The organism is Novosphingobium sp. MMS21-SN21R, from assembly GCF_031846015.1.
GTDB lineage: Bacteria > Pseudomonadota > Alphaproteobacteria > Sphingomonadales > Sphingomonadaceae > Novosphingobium.
Window position 1 is genome coordinate 535,915 of the sequence record NZ_JAVRDU010000001.1, and the last position, 23,643, is coordinate 559,557.

Annotated in this window: 18 protein-coding genes; 7 read left to right on the forward strand and 11 right to left on the reverse strand. The window is 65.4% G+C overall.

Annotated elements, in window-relative coordinates:
* Window position 1: 1 nt before the first annotated feature.
* Window positions 2–658: a histidine phosphotransferase family protein gene (locus tag RM192_RS02665; RefSeq protein ID WP_311506032.1), complete on the reverse strand. Its 657-nt coding sequence runs from the start codon at window positions 656–658 to the stop codon at window positions 2–4.
* 155 nt (window positions 659–813) lie between these two features.
* Window positions 814–1,212, reverse strand: a complete 399-nt coding sequence (locus RM192_RS02670) for a M67 family metallopeptidase (protein WP_311506033.1) — start codon at window positions 1,210–1,212, stop codon at window positions 814–816.
* A 146-nt stretch (window positions 1,213–1,358) separates the two neighbouring features.
* On the opposite strand from RM192_RS02670, the gene RM192_RS02675 reads away from it, so the two are divergent.
* From RM192_RS02675 to rpoH, 5 genes are all read left to right on the forward strand, one after another.
* Window positions 1,359–2,261 carry a PEP-CTERM sorting domain-containing protein gene (locus RM192_RS02675; RefSeq protein ID WP_311506034.1) on the forward strand — a complete coding sequence of 301 codons (903 nt, stop codon included), beginning with the start codon at window positions 1,359–1,361 and terminating at the stop codon, window positions 2,259–2,261.
* A 26-nt stretch (window positions 2,262–2,287) separates the two neighbouring features.
* A complete protein-coding gene (locus tag RM192_RS02680) occupies window positions 2,288–4,168 on the forward strand; it encodes a methyl-accepting chemotaxis protein (RefSeq protein WP_311506035.1) in 1,881 nt (626 codons plus the stop codon).
* A complete protein-coding gene (locus RM192_RS02685; protein ID WP_311506036.1) occupies window positions 4,168–5,325 on the forward strand; it encodes a carbohydrate porin in 1,158 nt (385 codons plus the stop codon). Before RM192_RS02680 ends, RM192_RS02685 begins: the two co-directional genes overlap by 1 nt.
* A gap of 42 nt (window positions 5,326–5,367) precedes the next feature.
* Complete coding sequence (locus RM192_RS02690) at window positions 5,368–6,345, forward strand: RluA family pseudouridine synthase (protein WP_311506037.1); 978 nt, start codon at window positions 5,368–5,370, stop codon at window positions 6,343–6,345.
* Window positions 6,346–6,459: 114 nt separating this feature from the next.
* A complete protein-coding gene (rpoH, locus tag RM192_RS02695; protein WP_311506039.1) occupies window positions 6,460–7,362 on the forward strand; it encodes an RNA polymerase sigma factor RpoH in 903 nt (300 codons plus the stop codon).
* 74 nt (window positions 7,363–7,436) lie between these two features.
* Here rpoH and RM192_RS02700 read toward each other — a convergent pair whose 3' ends face one another.
* The 4 genes from RM192_RS02700 to RM192_RS02715 form a co-directional block, all read right to left on the reverse strand.
* The gene (locus tag RM192_RS02700) at window positions 7,437–10,568 is read right to left on the reverse strand and encodes a hypothetical protein (protein ID WP_311506041.1); all 3,132 of its coding nucleotides are present in this window, start codon (window positions 10,566–10,568) and stop codon (window positions 7,437–7,439) included.
* A 10-nt stretch (window positions 10,569–10,578) separates the two neighbouring features.
* On the reverse strand, window positions 10,579–11,937 hold the full coding sequence (locus RM192_RS02705; RefSeq protein ID WP_311506042.1) for a cytochrome P450: 1,359 nt from the start codon (window positions 11,935–11,937) through the stop codon (window positions 10,579–10,581).
* Window positions 11,934–14,900: an AAA family ATPase gene (locus tag RM192_RS02710; protein ID WP_311506043.1), complete on the reverse strand. Its 2,967-nt coding sequence runs from the start codon at window positions 14,898–14,900 to the stop codon at window positions 11,934–11,936. Before RM192_RS02710 ends, RM192_RS02705 begins: the two co-directional genes overlap by 4 nt.
* 148 nt (window positions 14,901–15,048) lie before the next feature.
* Window positions 15,049–15,414, reverse strand: coding sequence for a hypothetical protein (locus tag RM192_RS02715; protein ID WP_311506044.1), 366 nt, complete (start codon window positions 15,412–15,414; stop codon window positions 15,049–15,051).
* A gap of 226 nt (window positions 15,415–15,640) precedes the next feature.
* On the opposite strand from RM192_RS02715, the gene RM192_RS02720 reads away from it, so the two are divergent.
* Together RM192_RS02720 and mtgA are read left to right on the forward strand one after the other, a co-directional pair.
* Window positions 15,641–16,309, forward strand: a complete 669-nt coding sequence (locus tag RM192_RS02720; protein WP_311506045.1) for a Crp/Fnr family transcriptional regulator — start codon at window positions 15,641–15,643, stop codon at window positions 16,307–16,309.
* 62 nt (window positions 16,310–16,371) lie between these two features.
* A complete protein-coding gene (gene mtgA, locus RM192_RS02725) occupies window positions 16,372–17,094 on the forward strand; it encodes a monofunctional biosynthetic peptidoglycan transglycosylase (RefSeq protein WP_311506046.1) in 723 nt (240 codons plus the stop codon).
* On the opposite strand, the gene RM192_RS02730 is transcribed toward mtgA, so the two are convergent.
* Genes RM192_RS02730 through RM192_RS02750 form a run of 5 tightly spaced genes read right to left on the reverse strand, consistent with a single transcriptional unit; the run spans window position 17,085 to window position 23,603 of the window.
* Window positions 17,085–19,097, reverse strand: a complete 2,013-nt coding sequence (locus RM192_RS02730) for a sulfotransferase (RefSeq protein WP_311506047.1) — start codon at window positions 19,095–19,097, stop codon at window positions 17,085–17,087. The genes mtgA and RM192_RS02730 overlap by 10 nt on opposite strands.
* A complete protein-coding gene (locus RM192_RS02735) occupies window positions 19,094–19,807 on the reverse strand; it encodes a S8 family serine peptidase (protein WP_311506048.1) in 714 nt (237 codons plus the stop codon). The genes RM192_RS02730 and RM192_RS02735 overlap by 4 nt, the downstream gene beginning before the upstream one ends.
* A gap of 6 nt (window positions 19,808–19,813) precedes the next feature.
* Window positions 19,814–21,508 carry an ABC transporter ATP-binding protein gene (locus tag RM192_RS02740; protein WP_311506049.1) on the reverse strand — a complete coding sequence of 565 codons (1,695 nt, stop codon included), beginning with the start codon at window positions 21,506–21,508 and terminating at the stop codon, window positions 19,814–19,816.
* Window positions 21,505–22,518 (reverse strand): hypothetical protein, encoded by a 1,014-nt coding sequence (locus RM192_RS02745; RefSeq protein ID WP_311506050.1) that lies wholly within the window; start codon window positions 22,516–22,518, stop codon window positions 21,505–21,507. Before RM192_RS02745 ends, RM192_RS02740 begins: the two co-directional genes overlap by 4 nt.
* Window positions 22,515–23,603, reverse strand: a complete 1,089-nt coding sequence (locus tag RM192_RS02750) for a hypothetical protein (protein ID WP_311506051.1) — start codon at window positions 23,601–23,603, stop codon at window positions 22,515–22,517. The genes RM192_RS02745 and RM192_RS02750 overlap by 4 nt, the downstream gene beginning before the upstream one ends.
* Window positions 23,604–23,643: the final 40 nt, after the last annotated feature.

Sequence of the window (23,643 nt, forward strand, 5' to 3'; positions counted from 1 at the left end):
GTCAGGCCGAGGGCAGCACCGCGCCCATGACGAGGCTTTCCGCCGTCACGTGAACCTGCACCCCGCCGCCAGCCGAAGCGGCCAGCTGATGCACCATGGCGGCAGGCGCGGTGCGGCTGGAAAGCTCGCCCGCAGGCAGCGTGCCTTCGAGCGCCTGCGCGATTGTGGGGTCGAAGGCCACGCGCTGTCCTGCGGCGCGCACCACGATTTCCGTGGTGCCGCCCAAGTCTCCATTGGCACGCACTTCGGCACCGATGTCGAGCGTGCCGCCGCGTACCAGCGCTTCAAGGCCGATCAGCGCGAGATTGAGCAGCGTCTTGACCGCAGGCTTGGCCAGCGCGTCCACGCCGAACATCCAGTTGACCGAGACGCGGCCGTTGCTGCCTGCCAGCGCATCGATCAGCGCACGCGCCTCGTTCACCGGGATCTGCTCGCCGAAGCCGCCCGCTGCACCAAAAGCGAGGCGGAAGAACTTGAGCTTGTCGGCCGAGGCCTTGGCGCTCTGCTCCAGCAGTTCGAAACAGCGCTGGCGCATTTCAGGGTCCTTCTCCTCGGCGAGGAGTTCAAGACCGTTGGAAAGGGCGCCCACGGGGCTCAGCATATCATGGCACAGGCGCGAACAGAGCAGGCTGGCAAGATCGACGGGGGAAACGGTCATGTTCAGGAATCTATCCCTCTGCCTTAACAGGTTTACACAGTTTACACTGTCCAGAGAGCAAAACCGGCCCCCTCCCCAAAGGTTCGCATCGCTCTTCAAAAAAGAGCGCGGGACGGGTCGGAGAGCAGCTTCGTCTCATCGTTCGAGGACCAGCCTTAGCCGCCTGTGACCGCGTAGGAAAGCGGTTCGAAGCCCCCCGGCCCATCGCACCAACACGTAATCGCATCGTCGGCAACGATTATCCACACCCGCCCATCCCGCGCCGCGCTGGCCGCGTCGGTGGCCGAGGGGCGGGCCAGCCCGTTGGGATGCGAATGGAAGTAGCCGATGACCTCGGGGGCAGAGCCATCCCGCGCAGCGCGGTGCGCGGCGATGAGCGCGGCGGGATCGATCTCGAAGTGCCGGGTGGGATCGGGCGCGACGTTCGTCACCGCAACAGCCTCTGTCACCTCGTCGCCAGTGCCCAACAACAATCCGCAAGCTTCCTTCGGATGCGCAGCCCACGCGGCAGTCAGGATCAGGGCATGGGCCTGCGGGGTTATCGTAACCGTCATCTCGGCGGGACTGTGCCGGGCGGCACTGCGCCCTGCAAGCGCTACTGCGCGAAACTGTCCCACTGTGGGAAGTTAACCTTATCGCGCTTTTGGAGACGTAGGGATCGCGCAATTGATGGGCAGGGCAAGATCAAAGGGGACAAGCAATGACTCTGCAAACGCTGGCAAGGACGCTCACCATCGCCATTGGATTTGGTCTTGTGCTCCCAGCCCACGCGCAGACCGCGCCCGGCTTCACGACGATTCCGGTGACCTTTACCGGCACCGTCAGCAACGATCCGGGGCAGACGATCCGCATCCAGGTTCCCGGCTCGGTCACGCCGGTGGGCCAGCCCGTGCCGACAGTGCCCTATACCGGGCCTTTGCCCGATTTTCCGCTGATCGCGGGCGATACGATCCAGTTTTCCTATAACGTCACGGTGCCCACCGGCGCTTATCTGGCGAGCAGTGCCTATACGGGGCAGGTTGCGGCCGATGGCATCTACAAGCTCAATGTCGTCTCTGCCCCGCCGCGTGACATCAACGGCAATGTGGCGGCGCTGGGAACTTATGCCTTGTCGAGCGGTCCGTCGCTGTCCGCGCCGTTCTTCAATCCCACCACCACCGGGCAACCATCGGTCGGTGGGTACACCATCGTCTATGATGCCAAGGCCGATAGCTACAGCCTGTCGTTTCCCTCGGCCATAGCCGGCACCGCCGGGTGGGATGCGCCGACTTACAACTATGACTATGCCACCAACCGCGTTGGCGTGGTCGACAGTTCCTGCTTTGTCGGCATTTCGTGCAGCAGCCTCAATTTCCGGGGCAGTTACGGCTTCCAGATTGGCGAGAGCGGCGGCTATTCGACCACCGGCGTGCTTGGCACGACCACCACGATGGCGCCGGTCGTCGGCTTCTTCGACATCCTGTTCGGCGGGTCATGGAGCCTGCCGACATGGAAGGGCGGAGCAACCCAGGTTCCCGAGCCCGGAACGACGCTGCTGTTCGGCGCGGCCTTCGCGGCGCTGGCCGAACGCCGTCGCCGTGCGATCGCGGCGCGTCCCGCGTAGCGGTTCCTGCCATCGCGCTCTAAGTCTTGACCCTAGGTCAGGGCAGGCTGGAAATTCACAGGTTGCTGGCATTCTCGGCAGCATCAGGACTTTCGCGTCAGTTGGCGGCCCATGGCGGATCGGCCTGGCACGGAGGTGAGCCGGGGATCAGGCCGATGTTGCAGAAGCAGACGATCATGCGGAAGGTCTGGGCAGGCTGCCTGATCCTTGCGCTTGGCGCGGTGGCATCGACCTCGCTCAGCGCCTTCGGGATGAGCCGACAGAAGGGCGCTCTGGTCAGTATCAATGCTGCAACGGGCCTGCTGCGCAATCACATGGAAGCCGACATGGGCCATGATGCGATCCGCGCCGAAGTGGTCAGCATCGTCGCTTCACGCCAGACAGGCGCGATCGATGCAGCGCAGTCCGCCGCTGATTTGTCCGAGCGTCTCGAGGATTTCGAAAAGCACATGGCCGTGACGGCAAGTGTCTCGGACGCGCCAGCGGTCATCGCGGCCCGCCGCGCGGCCGAACCTGCCTTCCGTGCCTATGTCCAGACCGGCCGCGACATTGCCGCGCAAGCGGCCGCCGGAACCGTTCCCGACGATGCCAGACTGCGGCAGTTTCAGGCCCTGTTCGAACAGCTCGAAGGCGAGATGGCGAAAGTTTCCGATGCGGTACAGAGCCACGCGCAGGAAACGTCGGACGATGCCAATGCCGTTGCGACGCAGGCGCTCTTGATCACATTCGGCAGTCTGCTTGCGGTGCTGTTCCTGCTGGGATGGATCGTTCGGGCAGCCCGCCTCTATCTGGTAGAGCCGATCACCGGCATCGCCGGGGGCGTGCGCACCATGGCCGAGGGCCAATTGGGCGTGACCCTGGCAGTGGATGGGCGGAATGACGAGATCGGCGATCTGGCGCGTTCGGTGATGGAACTGCGCGACAGTCTGGTTGAAGCGAGGGCCGCCACGTCGCGTCAGGCAAGCGACATCGTTGCCTCGATTGGCTCGGGCCTCAGCGAATTGGCGGCAGGCAAGTTGTGCTACCGGATCACCCAGCCGCTGACTGGTCCGTTCGAGAAGCTGCGGATCGACTTCAACGCGGCGCTTGGCGCGCTTGCCGCCGCGCTGGCTTCGATGGTGAAATCGACCGACCGTCTGGGCGCGGTCGCGCAGGACATCGGCAGTTCGGCGGGCGACCTTTCCAATCGCAATTCCAATCAGGCGGCCAGTCTTGAAGAGACAGCGGCGGCCATTGCGAGCCTGGCCCAGCGTGTGGCAGGGTCTACCGAGGCCGTGGCGACGGCACGCAGCGCGGTGGACAGCGTCGGCGCAGAGATCAATCGGGGCGGCAAGGTGATCGAGCATGCCGAAGAGGCGATGGACAGGATCGAAACGGGTTCGCAGGAAATCGGCAAGATCGTCGGTGTGATCGACGGAATCGCGTTCCAGACCAATCTCCTCGCGCTGAATGCCGGGGTCGAAGCCGCGCGCGCAGGTGATGCGGGCCGGGGCTTTGCTGTCGTCGCCAGCGAGGTGCGTGCGCTCGCCCAGCGCAGCGCCGATGCGGCGCACGAGATCAAGGCGCTGATCGCCAATTCCTCGCACGAAATCGGCGAGGGTGTCCGGCTGGTGCGCGATGCCGGATCCAGCCTGCGAGCGATCACCGGCCAGATGGACGAGATCAACCGGGTGATGGAAGTGGTTGAAGTCGGCGCGAGCGAGCAGAATGTCTCGTTGCGCTCGATCGACGAAACCTCCCGCCAGATCGAGCAGATCACCCAGAGCAACAGCGCAGTTGCCGAACAGGTCAGCGATGCCAGCCGCACCGTGATTGCTTCAATCGATGAGGTCATGCGGCAGCTTACGCGATTCGATATCGGACATGCCGCTTCACCGAAGCCTTATCGTGCCGCAAGGGCCGCATGATGAATCTTCGCGCCCTTTACCTGTTCGGCGCGGTGGCCGCTCTCTTTCCGGCGGCCTGCGCCGCGCAGGATCGTCCAGTGGAACTGGCGGCCGAGGTCACTGTCGATCTGGTCGGCCAGATGGCGGGCGCTTGCGACCGCAAGCTGCGGGCGCTGACCAATGTCGATCTCACCGCCGATCTCGACCTTGCCGCTCTGGCGGGATGGGACGGCGCGACCATGCACGTCTATGTGCTCGACAATCGCGGCGCACGGCCGAACGATGTGATCGGCACGCTGCAGGGCGTGGACAACATCGAGGTGCCGGATGCCGGCCTGCGGCTGTTCGAGGCTTGGGTGGAGCAGGGTCTGGGGGGCGGTGCCTCGCTGCGCGCTGGCCTCTATGATGTGAACAGCGAGTTTTACGCCAACGACGCTGCCGTGATGCTGATTGCACCACCCTTCGGCATCGGCTCCGAAATTGCTGCGACCGGGCCGAACGGGCCTTCGATCTTTCCATCGAGCGCGCTTGCCGCACGCATTCATGTGCCGGTGGGCACGGACGGCGCGTTCGTGCGGGCTGCCGTGATCAACGCGCGGGCCAGTACCATCGGCGATGCAGGCGGGGTGGATTTCAGCTTCCGTGACGGCGTGCTGCTGATGGGCGAAGTTGGCCGGTCGGGCGCGCGCCTGCGCGGTGCGGTGGGCGTCTGGGCCTATTCCCGCGATCCTGAGGACCTGTTTGAAACGACGCCCGATGGAATGCCGCTGCGTAAACCGTCACGCGGCATCTATGGGGTGCTCGAAGGCGATCTGGTGGCAAGCGAGAGCGGCACCGTTACCGCATTTTTCCGCGCGGGACTGTCCGATCGTCACGCCACGCCGTTTGGCGGTGGGTTTCAGGCTGGGGCACTTATGGCCCCGGTTGTGGCGTCGAGGCCGGACAGCCGCGTATCGCTCGGTCTTCATCACGCCTGGACCAATCGGCATTTCCGCGACCAGCAGCGTCTGGCCGGCGTCACGGCGGGCAACGAGACGGTCGTGGAACTGACCGTATCTGACACGCTTGCCCCTTCGCTCACGGTTCAGCCCGATGTTCAGTGGATTCACAACCCCGGTGGAATTCAAGGTGCCAGCGATGCGGTCGTGGCGATCATGCGGGTTATATTCAGCTTCTGAGCGCTCTTGCTCTCGCGCGTGCGCATTCCCATATCCTGCGTGATGGGGGCGTCAGACAGCATCATTTCCGGCAGGATTCCGCCCGGCGGGCTGCGGCTCGACAAGGCGCTGGCCGAGGTCAGCGGGCTTTCGCGCGAGCGGGTGAAGGCGCTGCTGGGCGAGGGTCGTGTGGCCATCGGCGGGGTGCGCGCAGCCAACGCCTCGGCCAAGCCGCCTGAAGGCGTGGCCTTCACGATTACCGTGCCCGAAGCGACGCCTGCCCATGCCGTGGCGCAGGACATTCCGCTGAGCGTGATCTACGAGGATGATGCGCTGATCGTGATCGACAAGCCTGCCGGGCTGGTCGTCCATCCGGCGGCGGGGAACCTTGACGGCACGCTGGTCAACGCGCTGCTGCATCACTGCCGTGGCCAGCTTTCGGGCATCGGCGGTGTGGCGCGGCCGGGGATCGTTCACCGGATCGACAAGGATACCTCGGGGCTGCTGGTGGTCGCCAAGACCGACGTTGCGCATGAGGGGCTGGCCAGGCAATTTGCCGACCATTCCATCGTCCGCGCCTACAAGTGCGTGACGGCTGGCGCGCCGATGCCGCCTTCTGGCACGGTGCGCGGGGCGATTGCGCGCTCGAATCACGATCGCAAGAAGATGGCGCTGGTCGAAGAGGGCAGGGGAAAGCACGCGGTCACCCATTACAAGACGCTCGCGGTGCTGAGCGACGCCGCCTTGGTCGAGTGCCGCCTCGAAACCGGTAGGACTCATCAGGTCCGCGTTCACCTTGCGTCAATCGGTCATTCGCTACTGGGTGATCCTGTCTATGGACGCGCACCTTCACGGCTCAGGCCGCTACTTTCAAGGCTCGGATTTCACCGCCAGGCGCTTCACGCCGCGGAGCTGGGCTTCGTTCACCCCGTCAGCGGCAAGAACCTGCACTTCACCAGCACGACGCCCGTCGATATACGGGAACTTATCGTCGAACTCTGCGCTGAAGGGCAGGATGCAAGAGTACTGGCGATGGTGTAGAGACAAAAGCATTGGAGTCGTTCGCAAGGGGGCTCCGCAAATGTGTGGTCCCGCCGCCGGTCGCCCATCAGGGGGCCGTGTTCAGGGAACCGACGCGAGAAAGGACAAGTTCAGGTGAGTGAGAAGAGAACCGCGCTGACCGTGCCCTCATTGGGCGGCGAAGCCAGCCTCAATCGTTATCTTTCCGAGATCCGCAAGTTTCCGGTGCTGAAGCCCGAGCAGGAATACATGCTCGCCAAGCGCTATTCGGAACATGGTGATCCCGAAGCTGCCGCACAACTGGTGACGAGCCATCTGCGTCTCGTGGCGAAGATCGCCATGGGCTATCGCGGCTATGGCCTGCCGGTCAGCGAGCTGATTTCCGAAGGCAACATCGGCCTGATGCAGGGCGTCAAGAAGTTCGAGCCCGATCGGGGCTTCCGTCTGGCGACTTATGCGATGTGGTGGATCAAGGCCTCGATGCAGGAGTTCATCCTGCGCAGCTGGTCGCTCGTCAAGATGGGCACGACGGCCGCGCAGAAGAAGCTGTTCTTCAACTTGCGCCGCATGAAGAAGAACCTCGAGGCTTTCGAGGATACCGACCTTCATCCCGATGATGTCAAGAAGATCGCAACCGACTTGGGCGTGCCCGAGCAGGAAGTGATCAACATGAATCGCCGGATGATGATGGGCGGCGATGCCTCGCTCAACGTCTCCATGCGAGAGGACGGTGAAGGCAGCTGGCAGGACTGGCTGACCGACGACCGGCCTTTGCAGGACGAGACTGTGGCCGACGCCGAAGAAGCGCATTATCGCCACGAAATGCTGGTCGAAGCGATGGACAGCCTGAATGAGCGTGAGCGTCATATCCTGACCGACCGCCGTCTGGTGGACGAGCCCAAGACGCTGGAAGAGCTGTCACAGGTCTACAACGTCAGCCGCGAACGCGTCCGCCAGATCGAAGTGCGCGCCTTTGAAAAGCTGCAGAAGGCGATTCAGCGCATCGCTACGGAAAAGCACCTCGTCCCGGCGATGTAAGCTGGGCTTGGGGTGAGAAATGACAGACGGCCGGGCGCAAGTCCGGCCGTTTTTCATTAGCACGCCCTTTGACTTCAGCAGGCAGGGGGCAGCGCCAGCTTGGCATCACTTGCCGCGAAGGCGCTTCCGGCCAGAAACCATAGCGCGTGGCGGCCCGGCATGAAGAAGTAGCCGCCGCCGAGCAGGGTGATGTGGCGACTGACCGGGCAGAGTTCGAGCGAGGCATTGCGCCCCGGAATGGTGAAGCGCTGGTCTTCCAGTGCCTTGTCGCCTGCGTGCATGGCGAAGGGATCTGGCTCGCGTTCAAGGCCATGGAACACCGGCGATCCCACCCATGTTTGCTGGACGAATTCGAACTGCCGCTCAAGATCGGCGTTGAAACACATGAACAGCGTGCCCTCGGCGGTCTTGCCGTCCTCGCCCAGATAGGGCCGTCCGCGCCGGAGCAGGCGGTGGCGGTTGCTTACCGACAGCTCGACCGGATCGGTCTGCGCCATCGAATCGCGCGGGAAGCTGCGCCGCACGTGCGCGCCGAAGGGGCAGCGCAGGCCTTGCGGATCGGCGTCCTTGTAGAGGAAATCGTTGCGGGCGATGGCCGCTGCGCCGCTCTTGAAGGCAGGGCGGAAGGGATAGTCGACCAGCGATGATCCATCGCGCCAGCGCCCGAGCATCTTTGCGGCGAGCCACTCGCGCGTGCGGTGCAGGTTGCCGTTGTGCGGATTGATGACATCGGGCTGGTGGCAGACCTTCTGCGCGTGGCCATCCAGAGCGGTACGGAAGCCGCCGACGTCCTGCGCCAGCTGGCGGATCACCAGATAGCTGCCGTTGCGCCCGAAATCGCGCGCCATCGCCGCCGCTCTCGAGAAGTCGGGATAGAGCGAGGGCTGGTCGGGCGGGGGTGCGGGCAGGATCAGCTCGGGCTTCATGCCCAACCCGTCCATCTTCCGCGCAATCAGCGGGGAGGGCGGATAGAACCCGCGGTTGTCAGCATAGCCGAGGATGAACTCCCCCGGCTCCACGGCATGGATGGGATCGGGCGCGCCGTGCCGCCCCGGAAAACCGCGCACCAGGGGCTGCGATACGCCATCTACAAAGCCGAACGGTTCAGCCGTCAGTTCATCGTCCGACGCGGCGCGGGCGGGGGTGAGCGGCTGGCCGTCCGCCGGGGTGGAAACCGCATCGGTGCTGCGCTCCCACGCGTCCTTGAATGCAGTGAGATCGAAGCTGTCGAGGCCGGTCTGGATCGTTACCGGATCGCTGAGGCCCGCTGCCAGCGCGGCGTCGATGGTCTGCTGGAACCGGGCAGTGACCGCATCGTCCTTGGCATAAAGCAACAGCACGACATGCGCGTCGCCCTCGTCCCACGCCAGTGCCTGAGGATCGCCGAGCAGGCGTTTTCGGCTGTCATGCGCCATGCCCAGCGCGAAGGCGGGGGCAAAGCCCTGTTCGGTCCCCGCGCCTTCGAGAGCGAGTTCGTCGCTCAGGCCGAGCAGGCGCAGGCCTTCGCCGGAAAAGGCGATGTTGCAGACGAAGTCTTCGGCGGGTTTGTCGCCAAACGCCACCATGTCAGCCTTGTAGAGATCGGCCAGCCATTGCTGCACGTGCGCGTAAGGGTGGCCGCCGCCGGTCTGCGCTGCGCCGAAGCGCAAGGCGACCATCATGCTGCGGGGATGCCGGCGCAGGCCGCCGAACATGACTGTCTGGATTTCCTCGTACTGCAGTCCGTAGTCTGGCCGGGGGATCGAGCCGAACAGGTCGAGCCACGCTTCCGCGTCGGACGGCGAGGCCTGCAGGCGGTCCTTGCAGAGCAGGCCGCTGACGATCAGCGCGTGCTTGCGCATCGTGGTGCAGGTGAGGTCCGGGTGGGCGGAGAACCAGAATGCGGTGGGCCGCATCGAACAGCGCGCAAAGCGTTTCATGCGGTCGCCGTCAGTCGCACCATCGAAAAACAGCAGGCGCGTTTTGGGGAAGCCCTCGGCGTTGCTCCACACCGCCGTCACGCCTTCGGAGGCTTTGGTAATGAAGTCTTCGAGGTAGCTTTCCCAACTGCCGTCGTAGTTGCTGCAGAACAGCAGCTGGCGCGTGCCTGGCAGGACCAGCCAGCGCGCGGCGTGGATCGTGCCGATCGTGGCAAGGAAGCCGCTGCGCATGATCCCGATCCGCGCCATCAGCGCAATTGCGCTGAACGCCAGCGACAGCGACAGGCGGCGCACCCAGCCGCCGCGCAGCCGGGTTATGCTGATCATGTGGTTCTGGACCGAACTCGCAGCGTTCTCGCGCGCCATCATTGCGCCAAGCGCGGCGGGCGCGGGCGTGCGGTCCACCGGCGTGTTGGCGTTCTCGTCCCGCCGCAGCAGCACGGCGAACAGGCCAAGCATCAGCGCCGTGGTCAACAAGCCCGGTACGATTGCCGCCGCCACGGCGCCCGGCAAGGAAAGTCCACTCCACCACAGGACCGCCAGCGCGATCACATAGGGCAGGGCGAAACCGATCACCAGCAGTTGCCACGCCTGCCGCAAGGCGCGCCCGATGAAGCCGAAGCTCCAGTGCGTGCGCTCGAATTCCAGCCAGGGCGCGTCGGCGGTTTCGGAAAAGGCGAGCTTGGGCGGGGCCTTGTCGCCGATCTGCGCCAGCGTATCGCGCAGGGCGCGCTCGACCGCGCAGAACAGCGTCTGCGGGCCGTGCAGGCTGGAGATGGCGCGCTGCGCGATGATCACCTCGCGCGCTGCCTTCACGATGTCGCGATTGCGACCGATGGCCTTTACTGAAAGTCCCGGAAGCCCGGTGAAAGGCAAGCCCCCCAGCGCGCCGCCGAAGCGGAAGGGCCCGCTGGTCAGCCGGTGGCTGTGGCGCTGGAGCAGAGGCTGCACTTCGCGCAAGTGAGTGATCCCGCTGGTCATGGCCAGGATCGGCAGAAGGTCCGCGCCCATCGCATCGGCAATAGCGGCGATGCCTTCGTCTGCCGTGCCGTCAACCGTCGCCTCGATCAGCAGGTGCGCCTTGGCGCCTGCGGCTTCGGGCGTGACGGCGTGCATGCTGACGAAGTGGATGACGCCCGTATCCAGCAGCCGCTTGGCCAGCTTTTCCTCGGCGGGATTGTCCAGTGCCTCGACCGCGCGGGTCACGTCGGCGAGGGCAATCTCGCACCATTCGCTGTCGTCACTGAACGGAATGGCAATCGTCACGAAGTCCTGTTTGACACTCACAGGCAGATCCTCATGGGGCAGGGGCAAAGCGCAGGTCGTCGGGCAAGGTGCCGAATGTGGTGAGCCGCGCACCCGGCACGGGCACGATCCGTCCCGCCGTGGCGAGCAGGCCCTCGCGCAGGATCGTCCAGGCCATCATTCGGCCATAGCAGACGTGCGGCCCCTGCAATGGGCCGGAGGTGATGTAGGGCCGTGCCGGATCGGGCCGGAAACGTCCCGGTTCGGGGAAGGCTGCCGGGTCGCGCGATGCACATGTGGTCAGCACCAGCACGCGGTCGCCCGCGCGCAAGTCGGTTCCGCGCCAGTGGCAATCGTGGCGCACCGTGCGCACCAGTCGGCTGCCGTCGACCAGCCGCAGCATCTCGTTGATCGTGGCGTCGTGCTCGGCGGGGGACAGCGCCGGATCGCCCAGCCGCGCGAGGAGGCCATTCCAGTCAATCCCCGCCGCCGCGCCCGCGGGCGAGGTGGCGAGCCCGGCGATGTCGGCCAAGGCTTTGGCCACGATCATCACCAGCGCCCCGGTCAGCTCAAACAGCACGCTGCGCGCCTGCGTTTCGTATCCGGCAACGCCGCCGAACTGAGGTTCGACTTCGCGCATCGCAGCAAGCAGGCTTGTCGCCTCGCCAATCTGCGGCATGTCCCAGGCTTCGTCGAAAGCATCCAGCAAGGTGCGCACGGTCGGGCGGCAGATCGCCTGCATCCAGCCGGGGCTCGTCGTGACCGTGCCGAAAACGTGGCCGAACAGCGGCAATTGCAAGGTCAGCGCGGTGGTCGCCGTGCCTAGCTCGCCCTTGAGGCGGACCCATGGACCGGGGCTGATGAGATTGCGCGCCAGCACAACGCCGCGCACGAACCAGCCGGGCTTGCGCGGCGCGGGGACGCCGACGATCCGCCGCGCCATGCGATAGGCGAGCAGGAAGGCATATTCGCGCACGAAGTTGATCGTCTCGCCGGTGCGGCGGCGCGTTTCGAGCACGTCCAGAATGCCGTCCGCCTCGGCGCGGGCCATTTCGGCGATCCACGCGCGATAGGCGGGTGCCAGATTGGGCGCGCCTTCCGGCGGCAAAGCGCCGCGCTCCTTGTCGACGTGGGCCTGCGCCGCCAGCAATTGCCGCATCCGCAATTGCCGGTTGGCGTCGTTCTCGCCGACCAGATAGCGCACCGGCCCGGCGACTTGCTGAAGGAGTTCGTCATAGTGGCGAAGCGAGAACGTCGCCTCATCGCACAGCAATTCGCTCACGACATCGTGCCGCGCGGCGAGGAAAACGCGGGTGTCGCCGGTTTCAAGGTCGCGGAAGCGCTTGAGCGCAGGGGCAAGCGGGTCGAGCAGGGTCAGCCCTTCGGCGGTGACGTCCGCCGCGCTGGTCATGCCCTGGCCTGCAGTGCGGCGAGGCGTTTGGCGAGCGGAACGATCCCCAGCGCGCCCACGTCAGCGGCCAGATCGGCCAGCGTTTGTCGCCCGGGCGTGTTGCCCTGCGCTGCGGCAACTTCCACGCACAGCACGCGCGCATGCAGCTCGTGCATGGCCTCGCCGCAAGCGCGGCAGTGTTCCAGCGCTTCGTCTGCGCGGGCCGCTGCTTCGCCAAGATCGCCAAGCGCCAGTGCCAGCCGCGCGCGAGCTTCGTGCAGATAATAGGTCGCGGCGGTGCGAACATGCCGGTAATGGCCGCGCTGCACAGATCCGGCGAGGATTGCGCCCGCTTCGTCCAGCAGGCCCTGTTCAATCAGGCACAGCGCCAGCCAGCTGGCACAGGCCGGTTCAAAGCCGAAGAACCGGTAGCGCAGGCAATCGGCATAGGCCTCGCGCAGGATCACCAGTGCCCGCGCCGTACGTCCCTCGCGGTAATGCAGGTAGCCGTGAGCAAGGCCCGCCAGCAGCCGTGAATACTTGTGGTTGAACCGCCGCGAGAGATTGAGCGCCTCGGCAATCCATGACCGCGCCTTGGCCACTTCGCCCAGATCAACGAGATACCATGCCCCGAAAGCGCGCGCGAGCACGTGGGGGATCACCACCACCGCGCCGAATGTCGCGCCGCGCAGGCCATCGTCGAGCCGCGCGCCCAATCGTTCGATCCGGGCGATGGCCTCTTCCGGCTGCGCGCGCGAAAACGCGATGTAGCCGCCAACCACGTCCACGAACGTCCGGCGCGGAAGGCTGTCGCGCTTGTCGAGGTCGGCCTCTGCCTCGGCCAGCCAGACGGCACCTTGCTCCGGCGCGCCATCGATCCAGTCGAGCAGCGCCATGTTGATCCGCGCCACGGTGCGCATCGCCGGGCCCATGTCGATGGTCCCGTCGGCGACGGCAAGGATGTCGGGCCGCGTTTCCTGTTCGAGCGAAAGCTGCTGCAGCGTGTCGATGGCGAGCAAGGCAAAGCGCGCGCGCTCGAACGCGGCTGCCTGCGGGTCGAGCTGCGCCGCCACGTCGCGGGCGCGGCGGTAGAGCAGCAGCACCGAATCGATTGCGGCGATGCCCAGAGCTTCGGTGCAGGCGTCCCACAAATGGGCAAGCGCGCGCTGGGGCAGTCCGGCTTTTTCGGCATGGGTGGCAAGCTCGGCAAAGCTGGCCTTGCCGGTTTCTCCGGCACCGTCCTCGAGCATCTCGAGCAGACGCAAGTGCATTGCGGTGCGCCGCCGCCGAGCCATCGTGCGATAGGCTGCTTCCTGCACTAGCTGATGAGTGAAGCGCACGTCATCGCCGTAGGATGCTTCAAGCACCCGACCGTCCATCAGCCGGGCAATCGCCGCCGCCGGATTGCGGCAGACGAGGCTTGCGCCCTTGCGCAACCGGCTGGCGGGGAAGGCCTGTCCGAGCGCAGCACAGAACTGGCACAGCCGCGTCGCGTCCTCGTCGAGAGTGGCCAGACGCTCGGCCAGCAAGTTGTCGAGCCGCGCGGGCAGTCGGGCTGTGCCGTTGTCAGACTGCGCGGTGACGGTAAATTCCTGCAGCGCCAGCGGCAGCCCATCGGCGCGGTCGAGGATGTGGCGGATCACGTCCTCTTCCAGCGGAGAGGAGCGGTTGACGATGGCGATCAGGCTGCGCGCCGCCTCCGGGGCGAGCGGTGGCAGTTCGGTGGGGCGTCCGCAGAGTGCGGCCATGCGGCCCTTTGCCTCGGGCCGCCCCGCCACGATCATGCCGAGGCTGGCGCTGCGGCGGATACCGGCCAGAACCGACAGCGTTTCCTTGTCGAGATACTGCACGTCGTCGACCAGCAGCAGAAGCTTCATATGCTCTGCGCCAAGCCTGACGAGGCCGAGGATGGTCTGGGTGGCGATGCGGTTGCGATCGCCCGGCTGCAAGGTGGGCAGCCAGTCGCCCAGATTGCCGATGAACCCTTCAAGGCAGCCCGCCTGCTCGGCCGTGAGGCCAGCGGCGACGGCGGGATCGGGGCAGAACGGGCGCAGCAGGTCGACCAGAAGGCGTACCGCCGGGCCAAGGCTGCCGAACGGCACGGCCGCCGTCAGCGCATTGCCCCGGACCGCCACGAATGTGACGCCAAGACCTGCCGCCACGCGGCTCGCTTCCAGCAAGAGACGGCTCTTGCCCATGCCCGCTTCGCCCGCAATGGCAAGGCCGGCGGTGCCGCCCAGAGCTGCCTGCTCCACGACGCTGCGCACTTGCTCCACATGAGCGTCGCGCCCGATAACGGGATAGGTTGCGCTGCCCTTGACCGGCACGCGGTCGCTGCTGGCAAAATCGATGGAGACAAGTTCGAATGCGGCTTCGCCCGCACCGTCGATACCGGTCGGCACGGTGCCTGCGGCGCGCAATTCGCACGGCTCCGCGATCAGCGAAGCGGTGGCCGCCGAAATCGCCACGCTGCCGGGCGCGGCCAGCTTCTCTATCTGTCCCGCGATGTGCGCGGCATGGCCGACGACGTCGATGATGCTGCCGAAATCGTTGTCCTGCCGCCGCAGCAGGATCGGGCCGGCGTGCAGCCCCACCCGCGCCTGAGGGGCAGGCAGGATGCCGAGTTCGCCGCTTTTCATGCGATCGACAATGCGCCGTCCCGCAAGCGCAGCGCGCAGCGCGTGGTCTTCGGCAGCCGGGTGGACGCCGAAGACCGCCATCACCCCATCGCCCTGGACGCGGACCACAAGCCCGTCGAATTCGTGAATGGCCTGCTGCATGACCTGGATCGAGCTGTCGAGCAGATCGCGCGCGTCTTCCGGGTCGAGCGCGCTGATGAGCCGTGTCGAACCCACGATGTCGGCAAACAGGATCGTGGCGAAACGAACCGATTCGAGTTCGGCTGCAAGGCTGAGGGTTCCGTCCGAAAGGCTTGGAACCGGGCTGGCTGAACCCGATCCTCGTCCGGCATTATCGTAGCCCAACCCCGGCACAGCGCAGTTTTTCGCCCCCTGGTCAGCCGCGACGAATCCCCTGCCGCCGCGCCTGATAGTCGGTCCATCCCAATTCGGACGATTAATCGCAACGTTAATCGTTCCGGATCCGCAAGATTGTTAGGCTTGCGACAGGACATCAGGCCAGCCCGATCAGATCATGATCGCGCGCCATCACCGAATGCTCGGGGATCCGGCCGGTGCGGGCACGGGTATAGCCATCGCGGCGCATGGGCAGGGGCGTTCCGTCAAGGTGCTGTCCGGCCAATGGCTTGCCCTTGCGCGAAACCCGGATCGACCATCCCCAGCGGCGCTTGTCCGAACTGGTCGACAGAAAGGCATCGCACTGGAATGCGAGGCACGGCGCGCGCAATTCGTGTTCTGATGAGCGCAGCCGCGCGACGTCTGCCTCTGATAGCCTGAAACGCGCGACGTCATCATGGTCTTCACGGGGAACCGCAACGGTGCCGGTCGGCGTGACGATGAGGAGAGAGGGCCTGAGCACAGCCTCGCCAACGCGCCTGAATTCGATATCAAGCGGGCCAGGTCCCGAATTCCAGATGAGGTAACGGGACACAGGGCCTCGGCAGTCGTTGCAGTAGCTGCCCTGATACCGAACTTATGGCCAGCTCGCCGTTTGCCAGCACACAGATTGGCTGTGATCCTCGACACAGTACCATTTCGGACTGTAAGGCATTGCAAAGCGAAACTCAGTTGGCAGGGGCCCGAGTATGCCGGAATCAAATCTGACCGTGCCTGAAGACGTGCGGCAGATCCTTGCAGACAACGGGCGGGCGGTGCGCGTGCGCAAGGGCCAGGTCCTGCTGGCGGTTGGCCTGCCCGCAACGGATGTCTATCTCGTGGTCGAAGGCTGCGTCAGCGTGTCGCTGGTTTCGGCGCAAGGGCGCGAAACCGTGCTGCGTTCGATCGGGCCAGGCGAGATATTCGGCGAGCTTGCGGCAATCGACGGACAACCGCGCTCGGCAGACGTTGTCGCATCGGCGGGCAGTACGCTGATCGTCATTCCCGGAAACACGTTCGTCAACCTGATAGAACGCGAACCCGTGGTCGCCATGTGGCTGGCGCGCTACCTTGCGCATCAGGTGCGCTACCTGACCAACCGGATTTACGAGCTTTCGACAATGGGCGTCGGCACCCGGCTTCAGGCTGAATTGGTCCGCCTTGCCGGCCCCCCGTCTCAGGGCGGCGGCGCGGTCATTGCCCGCATTCCAACGCAGGCGGAACTCGCCGCCCGCATCGGCACCAATCGCGAAACCGTGACCCGCGAGTTTTCGCTGCTGATCCGCGAGGGACTGGTGGTCAAGGAGGGGCGCAGGATCGCCATTCCCTCGCTCCAGCGCCTTGCCGAACGGCTCCATCGCCATTCGCAACTGGCGTGAACGACGCCGCGTAATTCACACGATTGCCAGATAGGCCCGTTCGCGGATAAGTTCGCGCGAAGATGATCGAAGAGCTCAAGAACGCACGGCGCCCCGAAGCCGCCCCCGCCGGTCCGCTGCGCCGTTTCGGCTGGCTCGTGGCCAAGCTGGTTGCGGCGTTCCTGTTCATATCGGTCGCGCAAGTGGTGATCTTCAAGTTCGTGCCGATCCCGTTCACGCTGACGATGGCGATGGACGAACACTCGGTCACCAAAGACTGGACGCCGCTTGACCGGATCGACCGCGACATGGTCGCCGCCGTAATCTCGGGCGAGGATGGCAAGTTCTGCCTGCACAACGGGTTCGACAGTGCGGCAATCATGCAGGCGTTCAAGCGCAACCAGCAGGGCGGTCGCATCCGAGGCGGGTCGACGATCAGCCAGCAGACCGCCAAGAACGTGTTCCTGTGGCAAGGTGGCGGATATGTCCGCAAAGGTCTGGAAGCCTGGTACACCGTCCTGATCGAGACGATCTGGGGCAAGCGCCGGATCATGGAAGTCTATCTCAACGTCGCTGAAACCGGTATCGGCACCTACGGCGTCGAGGCAGGGGCGCAGCGCTACTACGGCAAAAGCGCGCGCAAGCTGAGCGCGGTGGAAGCCGCGCGCATTGCTGCGGTCCTGCCGCTCCCGAAAGAGCGCGAAGTCAACGGCGCAGGCGGCTTTACCCGCCGCCATGGCAATTCGATCGCACGCCGCGTCTCGGTGGTGAAGAACGAAGCGCTCGACGGCTGCGTCTATCGGTAGTCGGTCAGCACCGGCCCCAGCGCTTCGATGAGCGGGGCTAGCCACGGTCCGTAGTTGCGCCAGGGTTCCAGCCCGTCGCGGAAGATCGGTTGGCGCACCTGTTCCGAACTTGCGGTGCGCACCGCGCGGTCATTGTTGTAGAATTCCAGGCACGATTGCTCGAACGGCAGGCCGAGGTAGCCCAGCACGCGGCGCACCTGTGCTTCGGTATCGGCGACCATGTCCTCGTAGATCACGCGGTGCACCGCCCCCGGCGCGGCGCGGTCAAAATCGGCCATCAGCCCCACATAATCGCGGTAATAGCGCCCGATTTCGCCCAGATCGTAAGTAAACGTCTGGCCGCGCGCGAAGTGCTGCTTCCACCCGGAAATGCAGCATGACAGCGGATGGCGGCGGGCGTCGACGATCTTCGCGTTCGGCAGGATCAGCCGGATCAGGCCGACATGCTGCCAGTTGTTCGGCATCTTGTCTATGAACAGCGGGCGGCCTGTTTGCCGGTGAACCTGCGTGCGCTCGATGTATTCCGCGCCGAGCCGGGTGCGGTCTGCGGGCGTCAGCGAGGAGATCATCGCGGCGAAATCGGCAAATTCGCCCTCGTCCACCCGCGATTGCAAGCGGCTGGCGATCATCATCATCTCGGGCAATTCCATCGTGCCTTCGATCTGGCTGTGGCTTGCCAGAATCTGCTCGACGAGCGTCGATCCGGAGCGCGGCAGGCCAACGACAAAGATCGGGTCGGGGGCAGGGCAGCCGCCCGCATCCACGCCTGCGATGAAAGCGGCACTGAACGCCTGAGCTGCCGCACGCACTTCGGCGGTAAAGCTGTCTGCATCGTGGCGCACCATCGTTCGGCGCAGGGCATTGCCCTTGTCGTAATGGGCAAAGGAAGAAGGGTAATCCTTCGCATCTTCATACGCCTTGCCGAGCGAGAAGTGCAGGTGGAACACGTCCTCCTTGCGCTCCTCGTCCTGCCCGTCCAGCGAGGCCAGCGCCGCCTCCATCGCGGCGATGTCGTCCGGTCCCAGCTTCACCGTCTTGAGATTGGCTAGGCTCCACCACGCCTCACCCATCGAGGGCTGCCGCGTCACCGCCTCGCGGTAGGCCTCCACCGCCGGGCTTTGCGCGCCCAGCGTCTTGAGCACGTGTCCGAGGTTCTGCCACACTTGCGGCTGATCGGGCTGCGCGGCGAGCAAGCGCTCGTAGATCCCGCGCGCGCGTTCCTGATGGCCCAGCTTCACCAGCACCGAGGCGAGAATCAGATCGTGCCCCGGCATCGGCACCGGCGATTCGCTCAGCGCTTCGGCATGGGTCAGCGCTTCGGGCAGGCGGTTGGTCTGCATCAGCAGGCGGATCAGGAAATCACGGGCAAGGTCAAACCCCGGCGCGGCGTCAACCGCCCGTTCCACATGGGCAAGCGCGGCGGTCATGTCGCCGCGCCGCCACGCGATTTCGCCCAGCATACGCAGCGCTGGAGGATCGTCCGTCAGCCGTGCCAGCCGCGCAGTGAGAGCCGCTTCCGCCTCTTCCAGCGTGCCGTCGTTCATCAGCACGGCGGCCTTGAGCAGTTCGGGATCGCGCGATGACGCATGCACCCCCGAAAGGTCCGCGCGCCATGCCTGATCAGCCCGCCCGGTCGCCCGCAGCGCTCTTCCCAGCAGGAACCAGCCTTGCGAAACCCCCGGCTGAAGCCCGGTGAGTGCCTGAAGCGCTGCCACTGCGCGCGGGTTGTCACCGGACTCGGCGGCAAGCTCGCCCAGTTCCCACAGCACCGCGGGCACGCGCGGATTGGCGCGGGCGAGCGCATCGAGTTTCTGCAACGCCTGTTTGGCCTTCCCCAGCCGCCGAAGTGCGCGCGCGGCGACGAATTCGGCAGGCGGAAAACCTGGCGCCGTGCGCAGAATCGCGTCGACCTTGTTCAGCGCGAGATGAGGCTGCTTTTCCAGCAGGGCCTCCGCCTCGGCCAAGGCAAGATGGGGAGGAGCGGGACGGGTCCGGGCGATCATGCGTCCTGTCTAGGCCGCGCTCCGGCGGGTGGGTGTACGCCAATCGGCGCAAGTGCGGCGAGCACGCTTGCGCGTCGGATCGGGTGTGCCGTGAAATTCGCTGCCACCCATCCGGTCACTTGCGCGACGGCAAAGCTGATCCCGTACAAGTTGCGCTGTTGTGCCACGCCGGGGATCGGCCGTGGGAAGCCCGAGGCCATGACCTCCCCGTCAGCCCCAAGGCACGGAACCCCGCGCGGAATGTCCCAATTCAGCCCTACGCCCAGAACCTGTGGCAGACACCCCGGCCAGCATGGCACCCCTTGCGCTTCGCGCGCTGCCACGATCAGCGCGCCAGCCTGCATCGCTTCATCCGCCAGCGCCGCAAACACATCGCCGTGCGCAGGATTGGTTGTGCCGAGGCTGAGGTTCATGATGTCCACGCGCGCCTCGATGGCACAGCGGATAGCACCTGCCAGCGCCCGCGCGCTTGCCCGCAGGCCCTCGCGGAATACCCGGATCGGCAGGATCAGCGCGTCCGGTGCCTGCTCCTGAATTGCCGCTGTCACCGCCGTGCCGTGGCCCAGTTTGTCGAGGATCTCGTCATCGCTGCGCAGCACCGTGCCATCGGCAAGCAGCGACAGCCCTGGCAGCAACCGGTCTGCGCGGATGTGCGGATGCGCGGGATGCACCCCGCTGTCGATCACTGCGATGCGCATCAGTTCAGCCATGGGGATTCAGCCATGGGCGGTCACCACCGGCCCCACCGTGGCGCGGCCATGCTCCAGCCGCACCACTTGATCGGCCATTTCGGCCAGCGCGGGCTTATGCGTGATCACGATCAGCGTGGCGTGGGGCAGGGCCCGGCGAAGGCCCCGCGCGACGACCAGCTCGGTTGCTTCGTCGAGCGCTGCGGTCGGCTCGTCAAGGATCAGCACATCGGGTTGGCGCAGCAGTGCGCGGGCGATGGCGATGCGGTGGCGCTCCCCGGCAGACAGGGCGAGGCCGCGTTCGCCGGTGCGCGTTTCCAGTCCCTCGGGCAGGCGTTCGAGCAGCGCGTCCAGCCCTGCCGCGCTCGCCGCTGCCGCGATCTCCTGATGCGATGCTTCGCCGCGCGCAAAGGCGATGTTCTGCGCGATGGTTGCGTTGAACAGGAACGGTGCCTGATCGACCAGCAGCACCCGGGTGCGAAGATCGGCCAAAGCCACGTTGCGCAAGTCCGTTCCGTCGATGGTGACGCGCCCTGCCACGGGATCGTGGAAGCGCACCAGCAGGTCCGCCAGCGTGGATTTGCCCGCCCCCGATGGCCCGAGAATGGCGGTCATCGCGCCTGCGGGAATGACGAGGTCCACATCGCGCAGCACCTCTTCGCGCCCGTGGTCCATCGACACACCATCCAGCCGGATCTCGCCCAACACGCGGGGCAGCGGCTGCGGCGATGCCGCTTCGCGCACGTCAGGCTCCGTATCGAACAGCTCGAAGATCCGCGCCAGCGCCACACGCGCCGTGGCAAGGCTGGCGGTCAGGCCCATCAGCGCCTGCACCGGGCCGAGCAGCCGCCCATGATAGGTGATGAAGGCCACCAGCGCGCCGATGGTCATCGTTCCGTCGATGATCTGTTTGCCGCCGTAGATCATCACCGCCGCGCTCGATGCGGTGACGATCGTGCCGGGCAACGCGCCGGTCATGAACGAGACAGTCTGCATCCGCAGCATCGCTGCGATGAACCCGCCATTGGCCGCGCGGAACCGCTCGGCCTCGTGGGCTTCCGCGCCCAGCGCGTTGACCGTGCGCATACCCATGATCGTATCGACGAGCAGGCTGCCGATGTCCGCCCCGCTCTCGCGCATGGAGCGTGAAAGTTCGGTCATCCGGCGCTGGAAATGCAGGAAGCTGGCGACGGCGAGTGGCACCAATATTGTGCCGACCAGAAACAGTTTCCAGTCGAGCCACAGCATCATTGTCACGCTGCCTGCAAAGAACAGCACGTTGCTGACAACCGACAGCAGCGTATCGCCGACCACGCGCTGCACATCGGACACATCGCTGTTCAGCCGCGACATCAGGTCGCCCAGCCGGAACGATCCGTAGAAGCGCGGGGACAGCGTTTGCAGGTGGCGCAGCAGCGATACGCGCATGTCGAACAGCATCGCGGCAGACAGCGCGACGTATCGGTACGAAACCAGCGCGTTGACGGCGAAGCCGCCGACGGTCACGCCCACCATGAGTCCGGCGATGCGCACCAGCATGGACCAGTCGCGCTTGATCAGCGCCTCGTCGATCATCAGCTTCGAAATCAGCGGTTGCGCGAGAGTGAGGCCGGTGGCGATCAGACTGGCGAGCAGCACCAGCACAAGGCGCGGGGCGTAAGGTCTGAGCCACGGCCAGAGCCGCAGATAGGTACTCCATGGCGCGATTTTCGGCGCGGTCATGCTGCCAGACCCCGCCGCACCAGATCGAAACCGTGCAGGGCAAAGCGCGGCTCGGGCATTGCGGAAAGGCGCTGCGTGCACCAGTCGTAGCCCGCCCGTGATGCGGCATATTGTTCGCGCCACCACGGCGCGGAACCGGCCCCGCCGTAGAACGGCAAGGACATCTGCAAGTGGCGACGCATCGCGGCCAGCAGCATCGACTGATAGTGCGTCTGCAAGGCGTCAGGGTCTTCGCCGCGCGCCACAGCCGTCACCACCGCGCCAGCCAGAATTGCCTCGCGCACGGCTTGCGCTGTGCCGTCGCCGCAGATCGGGTCGAAGGCTATCGCGGCGGTCCCCAGCGCCAGCCAGCCTTCGCCGGCCAGTTGTTCCACCATCCGGGGTGAAGTGTCGAAGGTGGCGCTGGCGGGCTCCATCGATTCGATCAGCGGGGCGATCATCGGGGCCTGTGCGGCAAGGGCTTCGGGGGCGCCGCCCACTGCCAGCAGCCACGCTCCGCCTGAACCATCGGAGATCAGGAACAACCAGCCGTAATCGACCGATTCGATCCAGCAGGTGGCAGGCGCGGCTTCGTCGGCAAGCCTCACGCGCGCTGTTGCCGAAAGCCGCTCGCCGAAGCGCTGCATGGGCGCGGCGGGGAACGGCGACTGGCCGTGAAGCGTCATCAAAGCTTTGAAATTGTTCGATGGTGGAACGTTTAGCTGGGGAAGCATTTCCAGAACATCGGTCAAGTCGTCCTCGCTCACGACGATTGCACCATGCGGCATGGCGACCGGCTCGCCGGTGCCCCAGCGCACCACGCGGCGCTCGATCCGGACCCGGTCGGCAAACAGACCGGGCTTGCCGAAAACGTCGCGCAGCAGCGCCAGCGCGGGATCGCTGAGCATGATTACCGGCACCGCGCGGCGCGTGCCGGTCTCGCATTCCAGCGCAAGGCCTGCCCGGCGCAGCAGATGGGCGGCGGTCGAAACCGCAACTCCTCTCCCGCGCAGGATGACGCCGCTCGTCACTGGGTGATGATCATCCCGGCACCGGTCGTGTCATTGCCCAGATCGACCGTCTTGATGTGTTGGAGCGTCTGCGTGTCGTACATCTCGATGTCGTAGCTCGCGCCATAGATGTAGAGCATCTTGCCGTCACCCGAGAGGCCGAACTGGAAGCGTGTGCGGCAGGGGAACTCGGCCTTGTTCCTGACCAGGTTGGTGGTCAGATCGAGGTGCCAGAACTCGCAACGCTTGTTGCCGACCTTCTCCTGCGTAACGACGGTCCAGCCTTCTTTCATGTCGGCCGAAACCTGCAGGCCTGCCATGCCTCCGCTGACAGGCGCCGGACCGATAGGGTGGAAGGCAAAGGTCTTGGTCGCCAGATCGAAGCGGCCCACGCCGAAGATCTTGTTGCGGATATAGGGATCCTGCGCGTTGAACAGCGAGACGTATTCGTTCGGGTTGCGCAGCGTCTCCACCCCGCCGCCGAAGCTGACGCCTTCGATCCCGGTCGCTTCGGGCTTCGAGAATTCGAGCCGGTCCTTGACCTTGAGTTCGCCGGTATCGATCACCAGCACCTTGTCGCGGATCAGGAACAGCGTTTTGCCATCGGCGGACAGCATGTAGTTGCCGCGCCCGGCACCATTGCGCACATCCTCATCCGGCACATCGGCGGTGCGGACCACGGCCTTTTTCTGCAGGTCGATCACGCCGAACATTTGCGGGCTGACAGTGTAGCGATCGCTCAGTTTCTCGAACTTCTGGATCATCGTGTAGAAGTAGCGCCCGGTCGGATCGGGCACGCCGCCGTTGAAGCGGTAGCGCACCGTCGGCGTGTTCAGGCTGAACGAGTTGACCACTTTCTTGGTCTTCGTGTCGATCACCTCTATCCCGCTGGTGGTGATCGTGGTGACGTAGATTTTCCCTTTGTCATTCGACAGGCGCATCGACGTCGGCAGGCCCGAGGCCAGCGTGATGCGGTCCCGAATCGCGCCCGTCGCCTCATCCATCACCAGCATCTTGTCCGGGTACGATCCCATGAAGAGAGTCGAGGCCTGCGCGGTGGTCGATCCGGCAAACAGGGCAGCAATGCAAAAACCGAGTTTCTTCATGGGAATGCTCTTCCGGACAAGGATGGTCGGGCAGGGGCGC